The 17,374-nt window shown below is 51.5% G+C and carries 19 protein-coding genes; 13 read left to right on the top strand and 6 right to left on the bottom strand.

The genetic code is table 11. The annotated features are described in order from the left end of the window. Positions 1-148: 148 nt before the first annotated feature. From E0D98_RS01825 to E0D98_RS01810, 4 genes are all read left to right on the top strand, one after another. Positions 149-733, top strand: coding sequence for a fimbrial protein (locus tag E0D98_RS01825; protein ID WP_001045442.1), 585 nt, complete (start codon positions 149-151; stop codon positions 731-733). A 79-nt stretch (positions 734-812) separates the two neighbouring features. Then, positions 813-1,508, top strand: coding sequence for a molecular chaperone (locus E0D98_RS01820; protein ID WP_000044768.1), 696 nt, complete (start codon positions 813-815; stop codon positions 1,506-1,508). 29 nt (positions 1,509-1,537) lie between these two features. Continuing rightward, positions 1,538-4,054, top strand: a complete 2,517-nt coding sequence (locus E0D98_RS01815) for a fimbria/pilus outer membrane usher protein (protein ID WP_001136449.1) — start codon at positions 1,538-1,540, stop codon at positions 4,052-4,054. Positions 4,055-4,064: 10 nt separating this feature from the next. Further along, complete coding sequence (locus E0D98_RS01810) at positions 4,065-5,156, top strand: fimbrial protein (protein WP_000816998.1); 1,092 nt, start codon at positions 4,065-4,067, stop codon at positions 5,154-5,156. Between the two features lie 42 nt (positions 5,157-5,198). On the opposite strand, the gene rsmI is transcribed toward E0D98_RS01810, so the two are convergent. Further along, entirely contained in the window at positions 5,199-6,059 is an 861-nt protein-coding gene (gene rsmI / locus E0D98_RS01805) for a 16S rRNA (cytidine(1402)-2'-O)-methyltransferase (RefSeq protein WP_000809264.1), read from the bottom strand. A gap of 63 nt (positions 6,060-6,122) precedes the next feature. Between rsmI and lpoA the strand changes: the two genes are divergently transcribed. From lpoA to dolP, 4 genes are read left to right on the top strand one after another with little or no spacing between them, the layout of a single operon-like run. Then, on the top strand, positions 6,123-8,159 hold the full coding sequence (gene lpoA / locus E0D98_RS01800; protein WP_000249153.1) for a penicillin-binding protein activator LpoA: 2,037 nt from the start codon (positions 6,123-6,125) through the stop codon (positions 8,157-8,159). Then, on the top strand, positions 8,117-8,512 hold the full coding sequence (locus tag E0D98_RS01795; RefSeq protein WP_000246855.1) for a YraN family protein: 396 nt from the start codon (positions 8,117-8,119) through the stop codon (positions 8,510-8,512). Before lpoA ends, E0D98_RS01795 begins: the two co-directional genes overlap by 43 nt. Positions 8,513-8,531: 19 nt before the next feature. Continuing rightward, on the top strand, positions 8,532-9,122 hold the full coding sequence (diaA, locus tag E0D98_RS01790; protein WP_001158035.1) for a DnaA initiator-associating protein DiaA: 591 nt from the start codon (positions 8,532-8,534) through the stop codon (positions 9,120-9,122). Between the two features lie 9 nt (positions 9,123-9,131). Next, the gene (gene dolP, locus E0D98_RS01785; protein ID WP_000646033.1) at positions 9,132-9,707 is read left to right on the top strand and encodes a division/outer membrane stress-associated lipid-binding lipoprotein; all 576 of its coding nucleotides are present in this window, start codon (positions 9,132-9,134) and stop codon (positions 9,705-9,707) included. A gap of 113 nt (positions 9,708-9,820) precedes the next feature. Here the strand turns inward: dolP and E0D98_RS01780 are convergent, their stop codons facing one another. Continuing rightward, positions 9,821-10,861: a permease gene (locus E0D98_RS01780; protein ID WP_001390714.1), complete on the bottom strand. Its 1,041-nt coding sequence runs from the start codon at positions 10,859-10,861 to the stop codon at positions 9,821-9,823. A 72-nt stretch (positions 10,862-10,933) separates the two neighbouring features. Beyond that, positions 10,934-11,569, bottom strand: coding sequence for an NAD(P)H-binding protein (locus tag E0D98_RS01775; protein WP_001315854.1), 636 nt, complete (start codon positions 11,567-11,569; stop codon positions 10,934-10,936). A 127-nt stretch (positions 11,570-11,696) separates the two neighbouring features. On the opposite strand from E0D98_RS01775, the gene yhbO reads away from it, so the two are divergent. Further along, positions 11,697-12,215 carry a protein/nucleic acid deglycase gene (gene yhbO, locus E0D98_RS01770; RefSeq protein ID WP_000037608.1) on the top strand — a complete coding sequence of 173 codons (519 nt, stop codon included), beginning with the start codon at positions 11,697-11,699 and terminating at the stop codon, positions 12,213-12,215. Here yhbO and E0D98_RS01765 read toward each other — a convergent pair. Then, entirely contained in the window at positions 12,195-12,638 is a 444-nt protein-coding gene (locus tag E0D98_RS01765) for a YhbP family protein (protein WP_000449451.1), read from the bottom strand. The two genes, yhbO and E0D98_RS01765, sit on opposite strands and share 21 nt — an antisense overlap. 50 nt (positions 12,639-12,688) lie before the next feature. Here E0D98_RS01765 and yhbQ point away from each other — a divergent pair, with 50 nt between their 5' ends. After that, complete coding sequence (gene yhbQ, locus E0D98_RS01760) at positions 12,689-12,991, top strand: DNA damage response exodeoxyribonuclease YhbQ (RefSeq protein WP_001345969.1); 303 nt, start codon at positions 12,689-12,691, stop codon at positions 12,989-12,991. On the opposite strand, the gene E0D98_RS01755 is transcribed toward yhbQ, so the two are convergent. Both E0D98_RS01755 and E0D98_RS01750 read right to left on the bottom strand, forming a co-directional pair. Beyond that, the gene (locus E0D98_RS01755; protein WP_000908554.1) at positions 12,978-13,481 is read right to left on the bottom strand and encodes an N-acetyltransferase; all 504 of its coding nucleotides are present in this window, start codon (positions 13,479-13,481) and stop codon (positions 12,978-12,980) included. The genes yhbQ and E0D98_RS01755 overlap by 14 nt on opposite strands. Then, positions 13,475-13,999, bottom strand: coding sequence for an SCP2 domain-containing protein (locus tag E0D98_RS01750; protein WP_001295552.1), 525 nt, complete (start codon positions 13,997-13,999; stop codon positions 13,475-13,477). The genes E0D98_RS01755 and E0D98_RS01750 overlap by 7 nt, the downstream gene beginning before the upstream one ends. A 208-nt stretch (positions 14,000-14,207) precedes the next feature. On the opposite strand from E0D98_RS01750, the gene E0D98_RS01745 reads away from it, so the two are divergent. The 3 genes from E0D98_RS01745 (at position 14,208) to E0D98_RS01735 (ending at position 17,303) form a co-directional block, all read left to right on the top strand. Further along, complete coding sequence (locus E0D98_RS01745) at positions 14,208-15,203, top strand: peptidase U32 family protein (protein WP_001298771.1); 996 nt, start codon at positions 14,208-14,210, stop codon at positions 15,201-15,203. An 8-nt stretch (positions 15,204-15,211) separates the two neighbouring features. Beyond that, positions 15,212-16,090 carry a U32 family peptidase gene (locus E0D98_RS01740; protein ID WP_001297426.1) on the top strand — a complete coding sequence of 293 codons (879 nt, stop codon included), beginning with the start codon at positions 15,212-15,214 and terminating at the stop codon, positions 16,088-16,090. Positions 16,091-16,295: 205 nt separating this feature from the next. Next, a complete protein-coding gene (locus E0D98_RS01735) occupies positions 16,296-17,303 on the top strand; it encodes a luciferase-like monooxygenase (RefSeq protein ID WP_000130380.1) in 1,008 nt (335 codons plus the stop codon). Positions 17,304-17,374: the final 71 nt, after the last annotated feature.

Below are 17,374 nucleotides of genomic sequence, written 5' to 3'. Positions count from 1 at the left end.
ACATAAAATATTTGCATATAAATATAATCTTAAAGTTTAGTCTATTTAATGTTCAATGAAATATTTCTACCTGTATAATCTTTAAAGATGTTGAACATATATTCACATTAAATATGATTATGTACTTGTTACAAGGATAAGGTTATAAATGAATAAAGTTACAAAAACAGCTATTGTGGGCTTACTTGCGCTTTTCGCAGGTAATGCCGCTGCAACCGATGGTGAAATAGTTTTTGATGGCGAGATTTTAAAATCCGCTTGTGAAATCAATGACTCTGATAAGAAAATTGAAGTTGCTCTTGGTCACTATAATGCCGAACAGTTTCGTTCTGTTGGCGATCGTAGCCCAAAAATTCCATTCACTATTCCTTTAGTTAACTGCCCAGTGACTGGGTGGGAGCACGATAACGGCAACGTTGAAGCGTCTTTCCGTTTATGGCTGGAAACGCGGGATAATGGCACCGTCCCTAACTTCCCTAATCTGGCAAAAGTGGGCTCTTTTGCTGGCACAGCGGCAACAGGTGTGGGTATCCGTATTGACGATGCGGAAAGCGGAAACCTTATGCCACTGAATGCTATGGGGAATGATAACACGGTTTATCAGATCCCAGCGGACTCCAATGGTATTGTCAATGTTGACCTCATCGCTTACTACGTATCAACCGTTGAAGCATCAGAAATCACCCCAGGGGAAGCAGACGCTGTCGTTAACGTAACGCTGGATTACCGTTAATACGTTACGGCGTTATCTGACCTTTCAGATAACGCCCTTTTCCTTCCTCTTTCTCGTTGTATCAGGTTGAAAAATAACTATGTCAAAACGAACATTCGCGGTGATAATAACCTTGTTGTGTAGCTTCTGTATCGGCCAGGCGCTTGCAGGGGGTATCGTTTTACAGCGAACGCGAGTGATCTATGATGCCAGCCGCAAAGAGGCTGCGTTACCTGTCGCAAACAAAGGCGCAGAAACGCCTTATTTACTGCAATCATGGGTAGATAATATAGATGGTACAAGCCGTGCCCCATTTATTATAACCCCACCGCTATTTCGTCTTGAAGCTGGCGATGACTCATCACTGCGAATTATTAAAACAGCTGATAACCTGCCTGAAAATAAAGAGTCGCTGTTCTACATTAATGTTCGTGCCATTCCAGCAAAGAAAAAATCAGATGATGTTAATGCTAACGAGTTGACGCTGGTATTTAAAACACGGATCAAAATGTTTTATCGCCCCGCACACCTGAAGGGACGGGTAAACGATGCGTGGACATCACTGGAATTTAAACGTAGTGACCATTCACTCAATATATATAACCCAACTGAATATTACGTCGTATTTGCCGGACTGGCAGTCGATAAAACCGATCTCACAAGCAAAATTGAATATATCGCGCCCGGAGAACATAAACAGTTACCACTTCCTGCATCTGGCGGAAAGAACGTGAAATGGGCTGCAATCAATGATTATGGCGGCAGTTCCGGGACAGAAACTCGTCCACTGCAATAACAAATATAAAAAACACAGGTCATCAGGGAATGCCACAACGACACCACCAGGGACATAAACGCACACCGAAACAGTTGGCGCTCATCATCAAACGCTGTTTGCCGATGGTGCTCACTGGCAGCGGCATGCTTTGCACTACCGCTAACGCCGAAGAGTATTATTTCGACCCCATTATGCTGGAAACTACAAAAAGTGGTATGCAAACAACTGATCTGTCACGTTTTTCAAAAAAATACGCACAACTACCAGGAACTTATCAGGTTGATATCTGGCTGAATAAAAAGAAGGTTTCACAGAAAAAAATTACATTTACCGCCAATGCAGAGCAACTTCTGCAGCCACAGTTTACGGTAGAACAACTACGTGAGCTGGGTATTAAGGTGGATGAAATCCCGGCGCTGGCTGAAAAAGATGACGATAGCGTGATCAACTCGCTTGAACAAATCATTCCCGGTACAGCTGCTGAATTTGATTTCAATCATCAGCGACTTAATTTGAGCATTCCCCAAATTGCACTGTACCGTGATGCAAAAGGTTACGTCTCCCCTTCTCGTTGGGACGATGGTATACCAACGCTGTTTACCAACTACTCGTTTACAGGTTCTGATAACCGTTACCGCCAGGGCAATCGTAGCCAACGACAGTACCTGAATATGCAAAATGGTGCTAATTTTGGCCCCTGGCGATTACGTAACTATTCTACGTGGACACGCAACGATCAGGCGTCAAGCTGGAACACTATCAGTAGTTATTTACAACGTGATATCAAGGCGTTGAAGTCTCAGTTGCTTCTGGGAGAAAGCGCCACCAGCGGCAGTATTTTTTCCAGCTACACCTTTACTGGCGTGCAACTCGCTTCCGACGATAATATGTTGCCAAACAGCCAGCGCGGATTTGCCCCAACGGTACGCGGTATCGCAAACAGTAGTGCAATCGTGACTATCAGGCAAAATGGTTATGTGATCTATCAAAGCAACGTGCCAGCGGGTGCCTTTGAAATTAACGATCTCTACCCCTCTTCCAACAGCGGCGATTTAGAAGTCACGATTGAAGAAAGTGACGGTACGCAACGTCGCTTTATCCAGCCTTATTCTTCATTACCCATGATGCAGCGACCTGGGCATCTAAAATATAGCGCGACCGCTGGACGCTATCGCGCTGATGCAAACAGTGATAGCAAGGAACCCGAATTTGCTGAAGCCACGGCAATATATGGTTTGAATAATACTTTTACGCTGTATGGCGGCCTGCTCGGTTCTGAAGATTATTATGCGCTGGGGATCGGTATCGGCGGCACACTTGGCGCACTGGGCGCGTTGTCGATGGATATCAACAGAGCTGACACCCAATTCGATAACCGGCACTCTTTTCATGGCTATCAATGGCGTACGCAGTACATCAAAGATATCCCGGAAACCAACACCAATATCGCTGTTAGCTACTATCGCTATACCAACGATGGCTATTTTAGTTTTGATGAAGCCAATACCCGCAATTGGGACTATAACAGTCGCCAAAAAAGTGAAATTCAATTCAACATCAGCCAGACAATATTTGATGGGGTAAGTCTGTATGCCTCCGGTTCGCAGCAAGACTATTGGGGCAATAACGATAAAAACAGGAATATCTCAGTTGGGGTTTCCGGCCAGCAATGGGGAATTGGTTACAGCCTGAATTATCAATACAGTCGCTACACGGATCAAAATAATGACCGCGCACTCTCTTTGAATCTCAGTATTCCGTTAGAACGCTGGTTACCGCGTAGCCGGGTTTCCTATCAGATGACCAGCCAGAAAGATCGCCCAACCCAACATGAAATGCGTCTTGATGGCTCACTGCTGGATGATGGTCGCCTGAGCTATAGCCTGGAACAAAGTCTGGATGACGATAACAACCATAACAGTAGCCTGAACGCCAGTTACCGTTCACCTTATGGCACCTTCAGTGCCGGATACAGTTACGGTAATGACAGCAGCCAATACAATTACGGCGTTACCGGCGGCGTGGTTATCCATCCTCATGGCGTGACGCTCTCGCAATATCTGGGCAACGCTTTTGCGCTTATCGATGCTAATGGGGCTTCTGGCGTGAGGATACAAAACTATCCGGGGATTGCTACTGATCCCTTTGGCTATGCAGTGGTTCCTTATCTCACGACTTACCAGGAAAACCGTCTCTCGGTAGATACTACGCAGCTGCCCGATAACGTCGATCTTGAGCAAACAACACAGTTTGTGGTGCCCAACAGAGGTGCAATGGTAGCGGCGCGTTTCAACGCCAATATCGGTTATCGCGTACTTGTTACAGTCAGCGATCGCAACGGTAAACCGTTGCCCTTTGGCGCTCTTGCCAGCAACGATGAGACGGGGCAACAAAGTATCGTCGATGAGGGCGGCATACTATATCTCTCTGGGATATCGAGTAAATCACAAAGCTGGACTGTACGCTGGGGAAATCAGGCAGATCAACAATGTCAGTTTGCTTTTAGTACACCGGATTCAGAACCAACAACCTCTGTATTACAAGGCACGGCGCAGTGCCATTAAGGATAAAAAAATGAAAAGAGCGCCTCTTATAACAGGACTTTTGTTGATATCCACATCCTGCGCTTATGCCTCCTCAGGAGGGTGTGGAGCCGACAGCACTAGCGGTGCGACAAATTACAGCAGTGTGGTTGATGATGTTACGGTGAACCAGACAGATAACGTGACAGGACGGGAGTTTACCTCTGCAACGCTAAGTAGCACTAACTGGCAATACGCCTGTTCCTGCTCTGCGGGTAAGGCAGTTAAACTTGTCTATATGGTCAGCCCCGTACTTACCACCACTGGACATCAGACAGGATATTACAAACTCAATGACAGCCTGGATATTAAAACCACATTACAGGCAAACGACATTCCAGGACTCACAACCGACCAGGTTGTCTCTGTTAACACCCGATTCACACAGATAAAAAGCAGCACCGTATATTCTGCTGCAACCCAAACGGGTGTTTGCCAGGGTGACACGTCTCGTTATGGACCCGTTAATATTGGTGCAAATACCACCTTTACCCTGTATGTCACCAAGCCATTTCTCGGCTCGATGACCATTCCGAAAACGGATATTGCCGTCATTAAAGGCGCGTGGGTCGATGGAATGGGAAGCCCGTCTACAGGTGACTTCCATGATTTAGTCAAGTTATCGATTCAGGGAAATCTCACCGCCCCACAGTCGTGCAAAATTAATCAGGGCGATGTTATTAAGGTTAATTTTGGATTCATCAATGGTCAGAAGTTTACCACCCGCAATGCCATGCCAGACGGTTTTACTCCAGTAGACTTTGATATCACTTATGACTGTGGTGATACTTCAAAGATTAAAAACTCGTTGCAAATGCGCATCGACGGTACAACTGGGGTAGTAGACCAGTACAACCTGGTCGCCAGGCGAAGAAGTTCAGACAATGTGCCCGATGTCGGTATTCGTATTGAAAATCTCGGCGGCGGAGTTGCAAATATTCCTTTTCAGAACGGTATCCTTCCCGTTGATCCTTCCGGGCATGGCACCGTCAATATGCGCGCCTGGCCAGTTAATCTGGTCGGTGGTGAGCTGGAAACAGGAAAATTTCAGGGCACAGCCACCATTACCGTCATGGTGCGGTAAAAGAAGACGTTGCGTTTTGATTAACGCAACGCTTCGGCACTGTTACCCCTGCTGCTCCAGCGCATACTTATACAGCGCATTTTTCTTCACGCCATGAATTTCTGCGACCAGCGCCGCCGCTTTTTTCAGCGGCAGTTCTGCCTGTAGCAGCGCCAGCGTGCGCAGGGCATCGGCGGGTAAGTCTTCTTCCTGTGCTTTATGACCTTCGACAATCAGCACCATTTCGCCTTTGCGACGGTTTTCATCTTCCTTTACCCACGCCAGCAGTTCGCCAACGGGCGCGCCGTGAATGGTTTCCCAGGTTTTGGTCAGCTCACGCGCCAGAACCACGTAGCGGGATTCGCCTAATACCGCAACGATATCTTCCAGGCTATCTAACAGACGGTGGGTGGATTCATAAAAAATCAGCGTGCGCGGCTCCGCTTCAATGGCTTTTAGCGCATCACGGCGGCCTTTTGATTTGGCAGGTAAAAAGCCTTCGTAACAGAAACGGTCAGAGGGTAAACCCGCGGCGCTTAACGCAGTGATAGCAGCACACGGCCCGGGTAGCGGCACCACACGAATCCCCGCTTCACGGCAGGTACGCACCAGATGGTAGCCAGGATCGTTAATTAGCGGCGTTCCGGCATCGGAAACCAGCGCAATGTTTTGCCCCTCTTGCAGCTTCGCCAGCAGCGTTTCGGCTTTTTGTTGTTCGTTATGGTCGTGCAGCGCAAACAACCGGGCATTAATCCCAAAATGTTGCAGCAATAAACCGGTGTGACGAGTATCCTCGGCGGCAATCAGATCAACGGCCTGTAATACCTCTAACGCTCGCTGGGTGATATCCGCCAGATTGCCGATTGGCGTCGGTACAATGTAAAGCTGGCCCTGAGAATTATCCGCCGATTGGTGTTGTTTCATTGTGTCGTCCGTATTGCCGATTTAATATTGAGCATTGCGTAAAAAAATATCACTGGATACATTATGGTACCCTCAACATTTTCTCGTTTGAAAGCCGCGCGTTGTCTGCCTGTTGTTCTGGCAGCCCTGATTTTCGCCGGTTGTGGCACCCATACTCCCGATCAGTCCACTGCTTATATGCAGGGCACGGCGCAGGCTGATTCTGCCTTTTATCTTCAGCAGATGCAGCAAAGCTCTGATGATACCAGGATCAACTGGCAATTACTCGCCATTCGTGCACTGGTGAAAGAAGGTAAAACCGGGCAGGCGGTTGAGTTGTTTAACCAACTACCGCAAGAACTGAACGATTCTCAGCGTCGCGAGAAAACACTGCTGGCGGTAGAGATTAAACTGGCGCAGAAAGATTTTGCTGGCGCGCAAAACTTGCTGGCGAAAATCACACCTGCCGATTTAGAACAAAACCAGCAAGCGCGTTACTGGCAGGCAAAAATCGATGCCAGCCAGGGGCGTCCTTCCATTGATTTACTGCGCGCGTTAATTGCTCAGGAACCGCTGCTCGGCGCGAAAGAAAAACAGCAGAATATTGATGCCACCTGGCAGGCGCTCTCCTCCATGACTCAGGAACAGGCGAATACGCTGGTGATCAACGCCGACGAAAATATTCTGCAAGGCTGGCTGGATCTGCAGCGCGTCTGGTTTGATAACCGTAACGATCCCGACATGATGAAAGCCGGGATCGCCGACTGGCAAAAACGTTATCCGAACAATCCGGGCGCGAAAATGCTGCCAACGCAGTTGGTTAACGTAAAAGCGTTTAAACCAGCCTCGACCAACAAAATCGCCCTGCTGTTGCCGCTGAATGGCCAGGCAGCGGTATTTGGTCGCACTATTCAGCAAGGCTTTGAAGCGGCGAAAAATATCGGCACTCAGCCAGTGGCGGCTCAGGTAGCTGCCGCACCTGCCGCAGACGTAGCTGAACAACCTCAGCCGCAAACCGTGGATGGCGTTGCCAGCCCGGCACAAGCCTCGGTTAGCGATCTGACCGGTGAACAGCCTGCGGCACAGCCAGCGCCTGTAAGCACCCCGGCAGCAACCACCACAGCGGTAAGCGCGCCAGCGAATCCATCCGCAGAACTGAAAATCTACGATACCTCATCACAACCACTTAGCCAGATCTTAAGCCAGGTTCAGCAGGATGGCGCGAGTATTGTGGTTGGTCCGTTGCTGAAAAATAACGTTGAAGAGTTGCTTAAGAGCAACACCCCGCTGAACGTGCTGGCACTGAACCAGCCGGAGAATATCGAAAACCGCGTCAATATTTGTTACTTCGCGCTTTCACCGGAAGACGAAGCGCGCGATGCAGCGCGTCATATTCGTGACCAGGGTAAACAAGCGCCGCTGGTGCTGATCCCACGCAGTTCATTGGGCGATCGCGTAGCCAATGCGTTTGCGCAGGAGTGGCAGAAACTGGGCGGCGGCACCGTTCTGCAACAAAAATTTGGTTCCACCAGCGAATTACGCGCGGGTGTTAACGGCGGTTCTGGTATCGCTTTAACGGGTACCCCGATTACTCCCAGAGCGACAACCGACTCCGGCATGACGACCAACAATCCAACGCTGCAAACCACGCCAACCGATGACCAGTTCACCAATAATGGCGGTCGTGTCGATGCGGTGTACATTGTGGCAACGCCGGGTGAAATCGCTTTTATCAAACCGATGATCGCCATGCGTAACGGTAGCCAGAGCGGTGCAATGCTGTACGCCAGCTCCCGCAGCGCACAAGGCACCGCAGGCCCGGATTTCCGTCTGGAGATGGAAGGTTTGCAGTACAGCGAAATCCCGATGCTGGCGGGCGGTAATCTGCCGTTAATGCAGCAGGCACTCAGCGCGGTGAACAACGATTATTCGCTGGCTCGCATGTATGCGATGGGCGTTGATGCCTGGTCGTTGGCAAATCATTTCTCACAAATGCGCCAGGTTCAGGGTTTTGAAATCAACGGTAATACCGGAAGCCTGACGGCAAACCCGGATTGCGTGATTAACAGGAAGTTATCATGGCTACAGTACCAACAAGGTCAGGTAGTCCCCGCCAGTTAACCACCAAACAGACCGGCGATGCGTGGGAAGTACAAGCGCGTCGCTGGCTGGAAGGCAAAGGACTGCGATTTGTCGCCGCTAACGTGAACGAGCGTGGCGGCGAGATCGATCTGATAATGCGTGAAGGCCGGACCACCGTTTTTGTCGAGGTACGCTATCGCCGCTCTGCGCTTTATGGCGGCGCGGCAGCCAGTGTGACCCGCAGCAAACAACACAAATTATTACAGACTGCCCGCTTGTGGCTCGCGCGTCATAATGGGAGTTTTGATACTGTGGATTGCCGGTTCGATGTGGTAGCCTTCACCGGGAATGAGGTTGAGTGGATTAAGGATGCCTTTAATGACCACTCATAATTAAGGTTTAAGGATTAGCGTGCAAGAAAGAATTAAAGCTTGCTTCACTGAAAGCATTCAAACTCAAATTGCGGCGGCAGAGGCGCTTCCGGATGCCATCTCCCGTGCAGCCATGACGCTGGTTCAGTCTCTGCTCAATGGCAACAAAATCCTCTGTTGTGGTAATGGAACTTCCGCTGCCAATGCACAGCATTTTGCTGCCAGCATGATCAACCGTTTCGAAACGGAGCGGCCCAGCTTACCTGCCATTGCACTAAATACTGATAATGTTGTCTTAACGGCGATTGCCAACGATCGCTTACATGATGAAGTGTATGCAAAACAGGTGCGGGCGCTGGGTCATGCGGGAGATGTATTGTTAGCCATTTCCACCCGTGGCAACAGCCGCGATATTGTAAAAGCGGTAGAAGCTGCCGTTACGCGTGATATGACTATTGTGGCATTGACCGGCTATGACGGCGGCGAACTTGCAGGTTTGTTAGGGCCACAAGATGTGGAGATCCGCATTCCTTCGCATCGTAGTGCTCGCATTCAGGAAATGCATATGCTGACGGTAAATTGCCTGTGCGATCTGATCGATAACACGCTTTTCCCTCACCAGGATGTTTAAGGAGAATACATGAAGGCATTATCGCCAATCGCAGTCCTTATTTCCGCGCTGCTGTTGCAAGGTTGTGTTGCCGCTGCCGTAGTGGGTACCGCTGCTGTGGGTACCAAAGCCGCAACTGACCCACGCAGTGTCGGCACCCAGGTGGACGATGGTACCCTGGAAGTGCGCGTGAACAGCGCATTGTCGAAAGACGAACAGATTAAGAAAGAAGCCCGTATTAATGTCACGGCGTATCAGGGCAAAGTGCTGCTGGTTGGGCAGTCACCAAACGCTGAACTTTCGGCTCGCGCCAAACAGATTGCTATGGGCGTAGACGGTGCCAACGAAGTGTATAACGAGATTCGTCAGGGCCAGCCGATTGGTCTGGGCGAAGCGTCTAACGATACGTGGATCACCACCAAAGTGCGTTCGCAGCTCTTAACCAGCGACCTGGTGAAATCGTCCAACGTGAAAGTGACCACCGAAAACGGTGAAGTGTTCCTGATGGGGCTGGTGACTGAACGTGAAGCGAAAGCGGCGGCAGATATTGCCAGCCGGGTGAGCGGCGTAAAGCGGGTAACCACAGCGTTTACGTTTATTAAATAGCAGCCCCTTGTAATGCCTGATGCGACGCTTGCCGCGTCTTATCAGGCCTACAACGATGCAAACCGTAGGTCGGATAAGGCGTTTACGCCGCATCCGACATGTTTTCCCTCAAATCAGAACAACAGCGCCAGCCCGCCGACAATCACACCAGACACTGCCACCATCGCCCCTGTCAGCCATAAGGCTTTCGCTGGGAACGCTTTGCGCAGCATAATCAGTGACGGCAAACTCACCGCCGGGAGCGTCATCAACAATGCCAGCGCCGGAGCAGTTCCCATACCTGCCAGCATCATCGTTTGTACAATCGGAATTTCTGCTGCCGTGGGAATGACAAACAAGCATCCTGCTACCGCCATCGCCATCACCCACATCAGGCTGTTATCGACAGCACCATCGGCATGGGGGAATAACCAGACGCGAGCGGCACCCAACACCAGTACTGCAAGGATGTAAACCGGGATCGTACTCCAGAAAAGCGTCCATAGCGCCCTGCCCCAGCGGCTAAAAAAACCGCCCTGTGCTTCCGGTATGTCAATTTCGACCGGTGCCTGCGTTTGCGGTGTTTCACGCACCCATTTTTGCACCAGCGTCGCAATCAGCAACACCATCACCAGCCCGGCCACCAGACGAATCGCCGCAAAACCCCAGCCGAGGACAACCCCCATAAACACCAGCGTCGCCGGGTTTAACACCGGATTGCCCATCCAGAATGCCAGCGCACCGCCCATCGACACCTGTTGGCGACGCATTCCCGCCGCGACCGGAGCCGCACAGCAGGTACACATCATGCCCGGCAGCGAAAACAGCGTTCCCAGCAGCGTGCCGCGAAAGCGCGATTGCCCAAGCGTACGCAACAACCAGTCACGCGGGATCAGCACCTGAATCAACGAACCGAGGATCACCCCCAGCACTGCCGCTTTCCATACCGCGAGGAAATAGATCATCGCGTAATCCAACGCCGCCTGCCACGGATTAGCATCCGCCTGCGCAAGGATAGATTTACCGATACTGTGGGTTTCGGCAGCAGTAAACGCTTTGCCGTAGTAAGGTTGCCATTTCACATACCAGAGACCGGCAATGACAACGAGAAAGAAAAGCGCGGGTTTCCACCACTGAATGGGCGTTGCCGCCTGAGATGAAGACTGACCAGTCATAGCATTCCCCAGGAATAAGTTATGATAATTGAGCGCGTGAATATTACGCTCACTATCAATTCTTGGGAATAATTATTCAGCTCTTTTGCGTAATTCTGAAGAGCTTAAAATCGTCACACCTTCATGCCCGGGCCGCATCGCCTCTGCCAGCATGACCCGCGCCACGTCTCTCGCATCAATGGATTTCCAGTTACCGGGTAATAAACGGAACAGCGGCGCAAAAAGCGTTTCGTTCATCCGCTGTTTGCTACGATCGCCCAGTAACATCGACGGGCGAGCAATGGTCAATTTCGGCCAGTTCTGGGCGATTAATGCTTCTTCCATCTCCCCTTTGACGCGGTTATAGAAAAACGGCGAGTGGGCATTGGCACCCATAGCACTGACCACCAGCATATGCTGCGCGCCCAGTCGCCGCCCGGTTAATGCGGTATCCACTACCAGCGTGTAATCGGCATGAATAAACGCCTCTTTGCTCCCCGCTTCTCGCCGCGTGGTGCCGAGACAACAAAACACAATGTCGATGGGATCGGTGACCTGCGCCAGCGCGTCACTCAGTTGCGGATCATGGGGATTAAACACCCCGGGCATATCGCCCAACGGACGTCGCGTCGGCGCAGCAATGGCGTTAACTTTCGGTTCGTTAATCAACATCCGCAGCAGGTGACCGCCCACCAGCCCCGTTGCGCCTGTAATCAGTACCTGACTCATCTTCGCTCCTTTACAGAATTGTCTGCCTTGCGCTCCACGGCTCATGCACCAGGCTTAATAGACCATGAGGTAATTATCCCCGATTGTGGGAAATTCGCCTCATCCAATGCAACAACGCGGAGGAAGCATGAGTAAGAAAATTGCCGTTTTAATCACTGATGAATTTGAGGATTCAGAATTTACTTCACCCGCAGACGAGTTCCGTAAAGCCGGACACGAAGTGATTACCATTGAAAAACAAGCGGGTAAAACGGTGAAAGGCAAAAAAGGAGAAGCCAGCGTGACCATCGATAAATCCATCGATGAAGTGACGCCTGCGGAGTTTGATGCCCTGCTGCTACCGGGCGGCCATTCACCGGATTATCTGCGTGGGGACAACCGTTTTGTCACCTTTACCCGTGATTTTGTGAATAGTGGCAAACCGGTGTTTGCCATCTGTCACGGCCCGCAGTTGCTGATCAGCGCCGATGTGATTCGGGGGCGCAAGCTGACCGCAGTTAAACCGATCATTATTGATGTTAAAAATGCGGGCGCGGAATTTTACGATCAGGAAGTTGTGGTTGATAAAGATCAGCTGGTTACCAGCCGGACACCGGACGATCTGCCAGCGTTTAACCGCGAGGCGTTACGCCTGCTCGGTGCCTGAGTCGCGTAGCCAAATCATTTTTTTACCAAAGCCCAGCGTGTTGTCGGTGAATTTGATTTCATCGAGCCGGATTTCCCATACCGGGGCCGACAGCATTCTGGCAACCGGAAAGCGACGGTTGTACGCCTTGCGTGCGAGGTCGCTTTCCTCACCTTCCAGCCTGCGGATCTCACCTTTAAACTGCACACCGCGAATTAACGCTACTGTTTTCGGCTGACCGTTTACCGTTCCGGCAACTGCCGCCTGCGGCCCACTCATCTGCGCATGACGTGTTTTTTCTTCCGTCAAAATGTAGAAGGCGACTTTCTGTGCATCAAAAAGATAAAAGGCATTGGCGCACCAGAGTTCCCCTTCCTGCTGCACACACCAGGTGACAACATGTTGTTTTGCCAGCCAACGACTGATGGCGGTGAGTGTTTCCATTGCTGTTCTCTTTTATACTGTTGGCCTGACCTTAACATGTGACGCAGACGATGACACCCTGGTATCTTTACTTGATCCGTACCGCCGACAATAAGCTTTATACCGGGATCACCACGGATGTCGAACGCCGCTATCAGCAACATCAAAGCGGCAAAGGGGCGAAAGCACTGCGCGGGAAAGGAGAACTGACGCTGGCGTTTTCTGCGCCAGTGGGCGATCGTTCGCTGGCGTTACGGGCAGAATATCGCGTTAAGCAACTGACCAAACGGCAAAAAGAGCGTCTGGTAGCGGAAGGCGCAGGGTTTGCAGAGCTGTTGAGCAGCCTGCAAACCCCAAAGATTAAAAGCGATTGAAATGCTCGTGATACTCAACCAGGCCGGTAACGCCATTCAGCGCGTCATCCGCTAAACGATGTACCTGGAAGGCGCTTTCAGTGCCCGGCCAGCGGCAACGCAGATCGTGATGCGCCGCCAGTTCAAAGCCGAAACGACTGTACAGCGCCGGATCGCCCAGCGTCACCACTGCGGCATAGCCGAACTCATTAAGCGAATCGAGTCCTTCATAGACCAGTTGGCGTGCCAGCCCCTGTCCACGGTATTTTTCATCAACCGCCAACGGTGCCATGCCGACCCATTGCAGGTCTTCGCCCTGCACATCAACCGGACTAAATGCCACATAGCCAATGACCTGACCTTCGTCATCTGTCGCCACCAGCCCCAGCGTCAGAAAGCCATCTTCACGCAGATCGTGAACCAGCTTCGCTTCCGCATCACTTTCGAATGAGCGACGCAGCAGGGCATCAATACCCGGCGCATCAATGGGAATTTCTACTCGAATTAGCATGGTTCACCTACCGATGTCTGTTTGGTTTCAGGCGCGGTTTTCATTCCCGCCTCAACAAAATCCGCCAGTTGCAGCAGCATCATGCGTAAGGCTTTCGGCATTTGCTCCAGTTCAATGGCGTCCATCAGGTTTTTCACATACAGCCCCAGCTCCGTATCGCCTTCAATCACCAGCCGACGCTGGAAGAAGAGCGTATCCGGATCTTGTTTACGCGCCGCAATCATCAGCAGATCGCTGGCGTCGGCACTAAAACTCACATCAGCTTGCGCGTTCTGGCTGACCACCAGTTTGCCATTCACCACCGAGGTAAACCATTGCAGGTCAATATCACGCACATGAATACTTAACCAGCGGCCTTCAAGAAACTCCAGCTCACCATCATCCAGCGCCTGACGGAATTGCCAGCTTAAGACCTGCTCAAGAACCTGGCGTTTTAGCGCAAATGGCGTCAGTTTTACCGGTACACTCAACAGAGATGGCCCCAAATGCACAATACGGGAACGCAGTTTATCCAACACGAGTTTTACTCCCTGTTTCAACAATCATCCTATTTTGCCATATCAGAAAAATAACATAGCGGTATAAATCAACAATTCCATATGAAATTGCTGCTACCACCAATACAACTTTAACTGCCTTAAATCAAAAATTGTCGCAGCAAGGTTAACTAAAATCCCAGTTCGTTAACATTTTTGCGTTTTGATAGCGCAACCTTCAGGAAAAATTATGGAGCTGCTCTGCCCTGCCGGAAATCTCCCGGCGCTTAAGGCGGCCATCGAAAACGGCGCAGATGCTGTTTATATCGGGCTAAAAGATGATACCAATGCCCGTCACTTCGCCGGCCTTAACTTTACCGAGAAAAAATTGCAGGAAGCGGTGAGTTTTGTCCATCAACATCGCCGCAAACTTCACATCGCGATTAACACTTTTGCGCATCCGGACGGTTACGCCCGTTGGCAGCGTGCCGTGGATATGGCGGCGCAGCTGGGTGCCGACGCGCTGATCCTCGCCGACCTCGCCATGCTAGAGTACGCCGCCGAGCGTTACCCGCATATTGAGCGTCATGTGTCAGTGCAGGCTTCGGCGACCAATGAAGAGGCGATTAACTTTTATCATCGCCATTTTGACGTTGCTCGCGTGGTGCTGCCGCGCGTGTTGTCGATTCATCAGGTGAAACAACTGGCACGGGTCACACCTGTACCACTGGAAGTCTTTGCTTTCGGCAGCCTGTGCATTATGTCGGAAGGTCGTTGCTATCTGTCGTCGTATCTGACGGGTGAGTCGCCCAACACCGTAGGCGCGTGTTCTCCGGCCCGTTTCGTGCGCTGGCAACAAACGCCGCAGGGGCTGGAATCCCGCCTGAACGAAGTGCTGATCGACCGTTATCAGGACGGCGAAAACGCAGGTTATCCGACGCTATGTAAAGGGCGTTATCTGGTGGACGGCGAGCGCTATCACGCGCTGGAAGAACCAACCAGTCTCAATACCCTGGAACTGCTGCCGGAGTTAATGGCGGCGAATATTGCTTCGGTGAAAATTGAAGGCCGCCAGCGTAGCCCGGCGTATGTCAGCCAGGTGGCGAAAGTCTGGCGTCAGGCTATCGACCGTTGTAAGGCCGATCCGCAAAACTTCATACCGCAAAGCGCGTGGATGGAGACGCTCGGGTCGATGTCCGAAGGCACGCAGACCACCCTTGGCGCGTATCACCGTAAATGGCAGTGAGAAGAGCAATGAAATATTCCTTAGGGCCAGTGCTGTGGTACTGGCCAAAAGAGACGCTGGAAGATTTTTATCAGCAGGCCGCCACCAGCAGCGCCGACGTGATTTATCTTGGTGAAGCGGTATGCAGCAAGCGCCGGGCAACCAAAGTTGGCGACTGGCTGGAGATGGCAAAATCGCTCGCCGGAAGTGGCAAGCAGATTGTGCTCTCCACGCTGGCGCTGGTGCAGGCATCCTCTGAACTGGGCGAACTGAAACGCTATGTTGAGAACGGTGAGTTTCTGATTGAAGCCAGCGATCTCGGCGTGGTGAATATGTGCGCTGAACGCAAACTGCCGTTCGTCGCCGGGCACGCGCTGAACTGCTACAACGCGGTGACGCTGAAAATATTGCTCAAACAGGGCATGATGCGCTGGTGTATGCCGGTGGAGCTTTCCCGCGACTGGCTGGTGAATCTGCTTAATCAGTGCGATGAGCTGGGCATTCGCAACCAGTTTGAAGTGGAAGTCCTGAGCTACGGTCATCTACCGCTGGCCTACTCCGCCCGCTGCTTTACCGCGCGTTCGGAAGACCGCCCGAAAGATGAGTGTGAAACCTGCTGCATTAAGTATCCGAACGGGCGCAACGTGCTGTCGCAGGAAAACCAACAAGTGTTTGTACTCAATGGCATTCAGACCATGAGCGGCTACGTTTACAACCTCGGTAACGAGCTGGCATCCATGCAGGGGCTGGTTGATGTGGTCCGCCTGTCACCGCAGGGTACTGACACTTTCGCGATGCTCGACGCCTTCCGCGCTAATGAAAATGGCGCTGCGCCACTACCGTTGACGGCAAACAGCGACTGTAACGGCTACTGGCGGCGGCTGGCCGGGCTGGAGCTGCAAGCCTAAGTAAATATGCTCGTCATACTTCAAGTTGCATGTGCTGCATCTGCATTCGTTCACCCCAGTCACTTACTTATGTAAGCTCCTGAGGATTCACTCTCTTGTCGCCTTCCTGCAACTCGAATTATTTAGAGCACAGCTCACTTTGTTAACAACTTTAACTACTCTTTAATGCAGTATTAAAGATTAATCGGTAACAAAGTGAGCTGTTATGACTGATAAAACCATTGCGTTTTCGCTACTCGATCTGGCCCCCATTCCCGAAGGTTCTTCAGCGCGAGAAGCATTCTCCCACTCTCTCGATCTCGCCCGTCTGGCTGAAAAGCGCGGCTATCATCGCTACTGGCTGGCAGAACACCACAATATGACTGGCATTGCCAGTGCTGCCACGTCGGTATTGATTGGCTATCTGGCGGCGAATACCACCACGCTGCATCTGGGGTCTGGCGGCGTGATGTTGCCTAACCACTCACCGTTGGTCATTGCCGAACAGTTCGGCACGCTCAATACACTCTATCCGGGGCGAATCGATTTGGGGCTGGGTCGTGCGCCAGGTAGTGACCAACGGACAATGATGGCGCTGCGTCGCCATATGAGCGGCGATATTGATAATTTCCCCCGCGATGTCGCGGAGCTGGTGGACTGGTTTGACGCCCGCGATCCCAATCCGCATGTGCGCCCGGTACCAGGCTATGGCGAGAAAATCCCCGTGTGGTTGTTAGGCTCCAGCCTTTACAGCGCGCAACTGGCGGCGCAGCTTGGTCTGCCGTTCGCGTTTGCCTCACACTTCGCGCCGGATATGTTGTTCCAGGCGCTGCATCTTTATCGCAGCAACTTCAAACCGTCGGCACGACTGGAAAAACCATACGCGATGGTGTGCATCAATATTATCGCCGCCGATAGCAACCGCGACGCTGAGTTTCTGTTTACCTCAATGCAGCAAGCCTTTGTGAAGTTGCGCCGTGGCGAAACCGGGCAACTGCCGCCACCGATTCAAAATATGGATCAGTTCTGGTCGCCGTCCGAACAGTATGGTGTGCAGCAGGCGCTGAGTATGTCGTTGGTAGGTGATAAAGCGAAAGTGCGTCATGGCTTGCAGTCGATCCTGCGCGAAACCGACGCCGATGAGATTATGGTCAACGGGCAGATTTTCGACCACCAGGCGCGGCTGCATTCGTTTGAGCTGGCGATGGATGTTAAGGAAGAGTTGTTGGGATAGTGTGTCTTAACGCGGGAAGCCTTATCCGAGCTGGCAACGCTGTCCTACGTAGACCTGATAAGCGAAGCGCA

This window comes from Escherichia sp. KCJ4928 (assembly GCF_004352695.1).
In the GTDB taxonomy this organism is placed as follows: domain Bacteria; phylum Pseudomonadota; class Gammaproteobacteria; order Enterobacterales; family Enterobacteriaceae; genus ECMA0423.
This window is presented reverse-complemented; position numbering and strand designations above follow the sequence as displayed.

Bases quoted from the DNA above. Each gene is read 5' to 3' on its own strand.
- yhbO (WP_000037608.1), top strand. From the start codon at position 11,697: ATGAGTAAGAAAATTGCCGTTTTAATCACTGATGAATTTGAGGATTCA.
- E0D98_RS01825 (WP_001045442.1), top strand. From the start codon at position 149: ATGAATAAAGTTACAAAAACAGCTATTGTGGGCTTACTTGCGCTTTTC.
- dolP (WP_000646033.1), top strand. From the start codon at position 9,132: ATGAAGGCATTATCGCCAATCGCAGTCCTTATTTCCGCGCTGCTGTTG.
- yhbQ (WP_001345969.1), top strand. From the start codon at position 12,689: ATGACACCCTGGTATCTTTACTTGATCCGTACCGCCGACAATAAGCTT.
- E0D98_RS01780 (WP_001390714.1), bottom strand. From the start codon at position 10,861: ATGACTGGTCAGTCTTCATCTCAGGCGGCAACGCCCATTCAGTGGTGG.
- E0D98_RS01735 (WP_000130380.1), top strand. From the start codon at position 16,296: ATGACTGATAAAACCATTGCGTTTTCGCTACTCGATCTGGCCCCCATT.
- E0D98_RS01795 (WP_000246855.1), top strand. From the start codon at position 8,117: ATGGCTACAGTACCAACAAGGTCAGGTAGTCCCCGCCAGTTAACCACC.
- E0D98_RS01775 (WP_001315854.1), bottom strand. From the start codon at position 11,569: ATGAGTCAGGTACTGATTACAGGCGCAACGGGGCTGGTGGGCGGTCAC.
- E0D98_RS01765 (WP_000449451.1), bottom strand. From the start codon at position 12,638: ATGGAAACACTCACCGCCATCAGTCGTTGGCTGGCAAAACAACATGTT.
- E0D98_RS01820 (WP_000044768.1), top strand. From the start codon at position 813: ATGTCAAAACGAACATTCGCGGTGATAATAACCTTGTTGTGTAGCTTC.
- E0D98_RS01740 (WP_001297426.1), top strand. From the start codon at position 15,212: ATGAAATATTCCTTAGGGCCAGTGCTGTGGTACTGGCCAAAAGAGACG.
- rsmI (WP_000809264.1), bottom strand. From the start codon at position 6,059: ATGAAACAACACCAATCGGCGGATAATTCTCAGGGCCAGCTTTACATT.
- E0D98_RS01810 (WP_000816998.1), top strand. From the start codon at position 4,065: ATGAAAAGAGCGCCTCTTATAACAGGACTTTTGTTGATATCCACATCC.
- E0D98_RS01815 (WP_001136449.1), top strand. From the start codon at position 1,538: ATGCCACAACGACACCACCAGGGACATAAACGCACACCGAAACAGTTG.
- lpoA (WP_000249153.1), top strand. From the start codon at position 6,123: ATGGTACCCTCAACATTTTCTCGTTTGAAAGCCGCGCGTTGTCTGCCT.
- E0D98_RS01745 (WP_001298771.1), top strand. From the start codon at position 14,208: ATGGAGCTGCTCTGCCCTGCCGGAAATCTCCCGGCGCTTAAGGCGGCC.
- E0D98_RS01755 (WP_000908554.1), bottom strand. From the start codon at position 13,481: ATGCTAATTCGAGTAGAAATTCCCATTGATGCGCCGGGTATTGATGCC.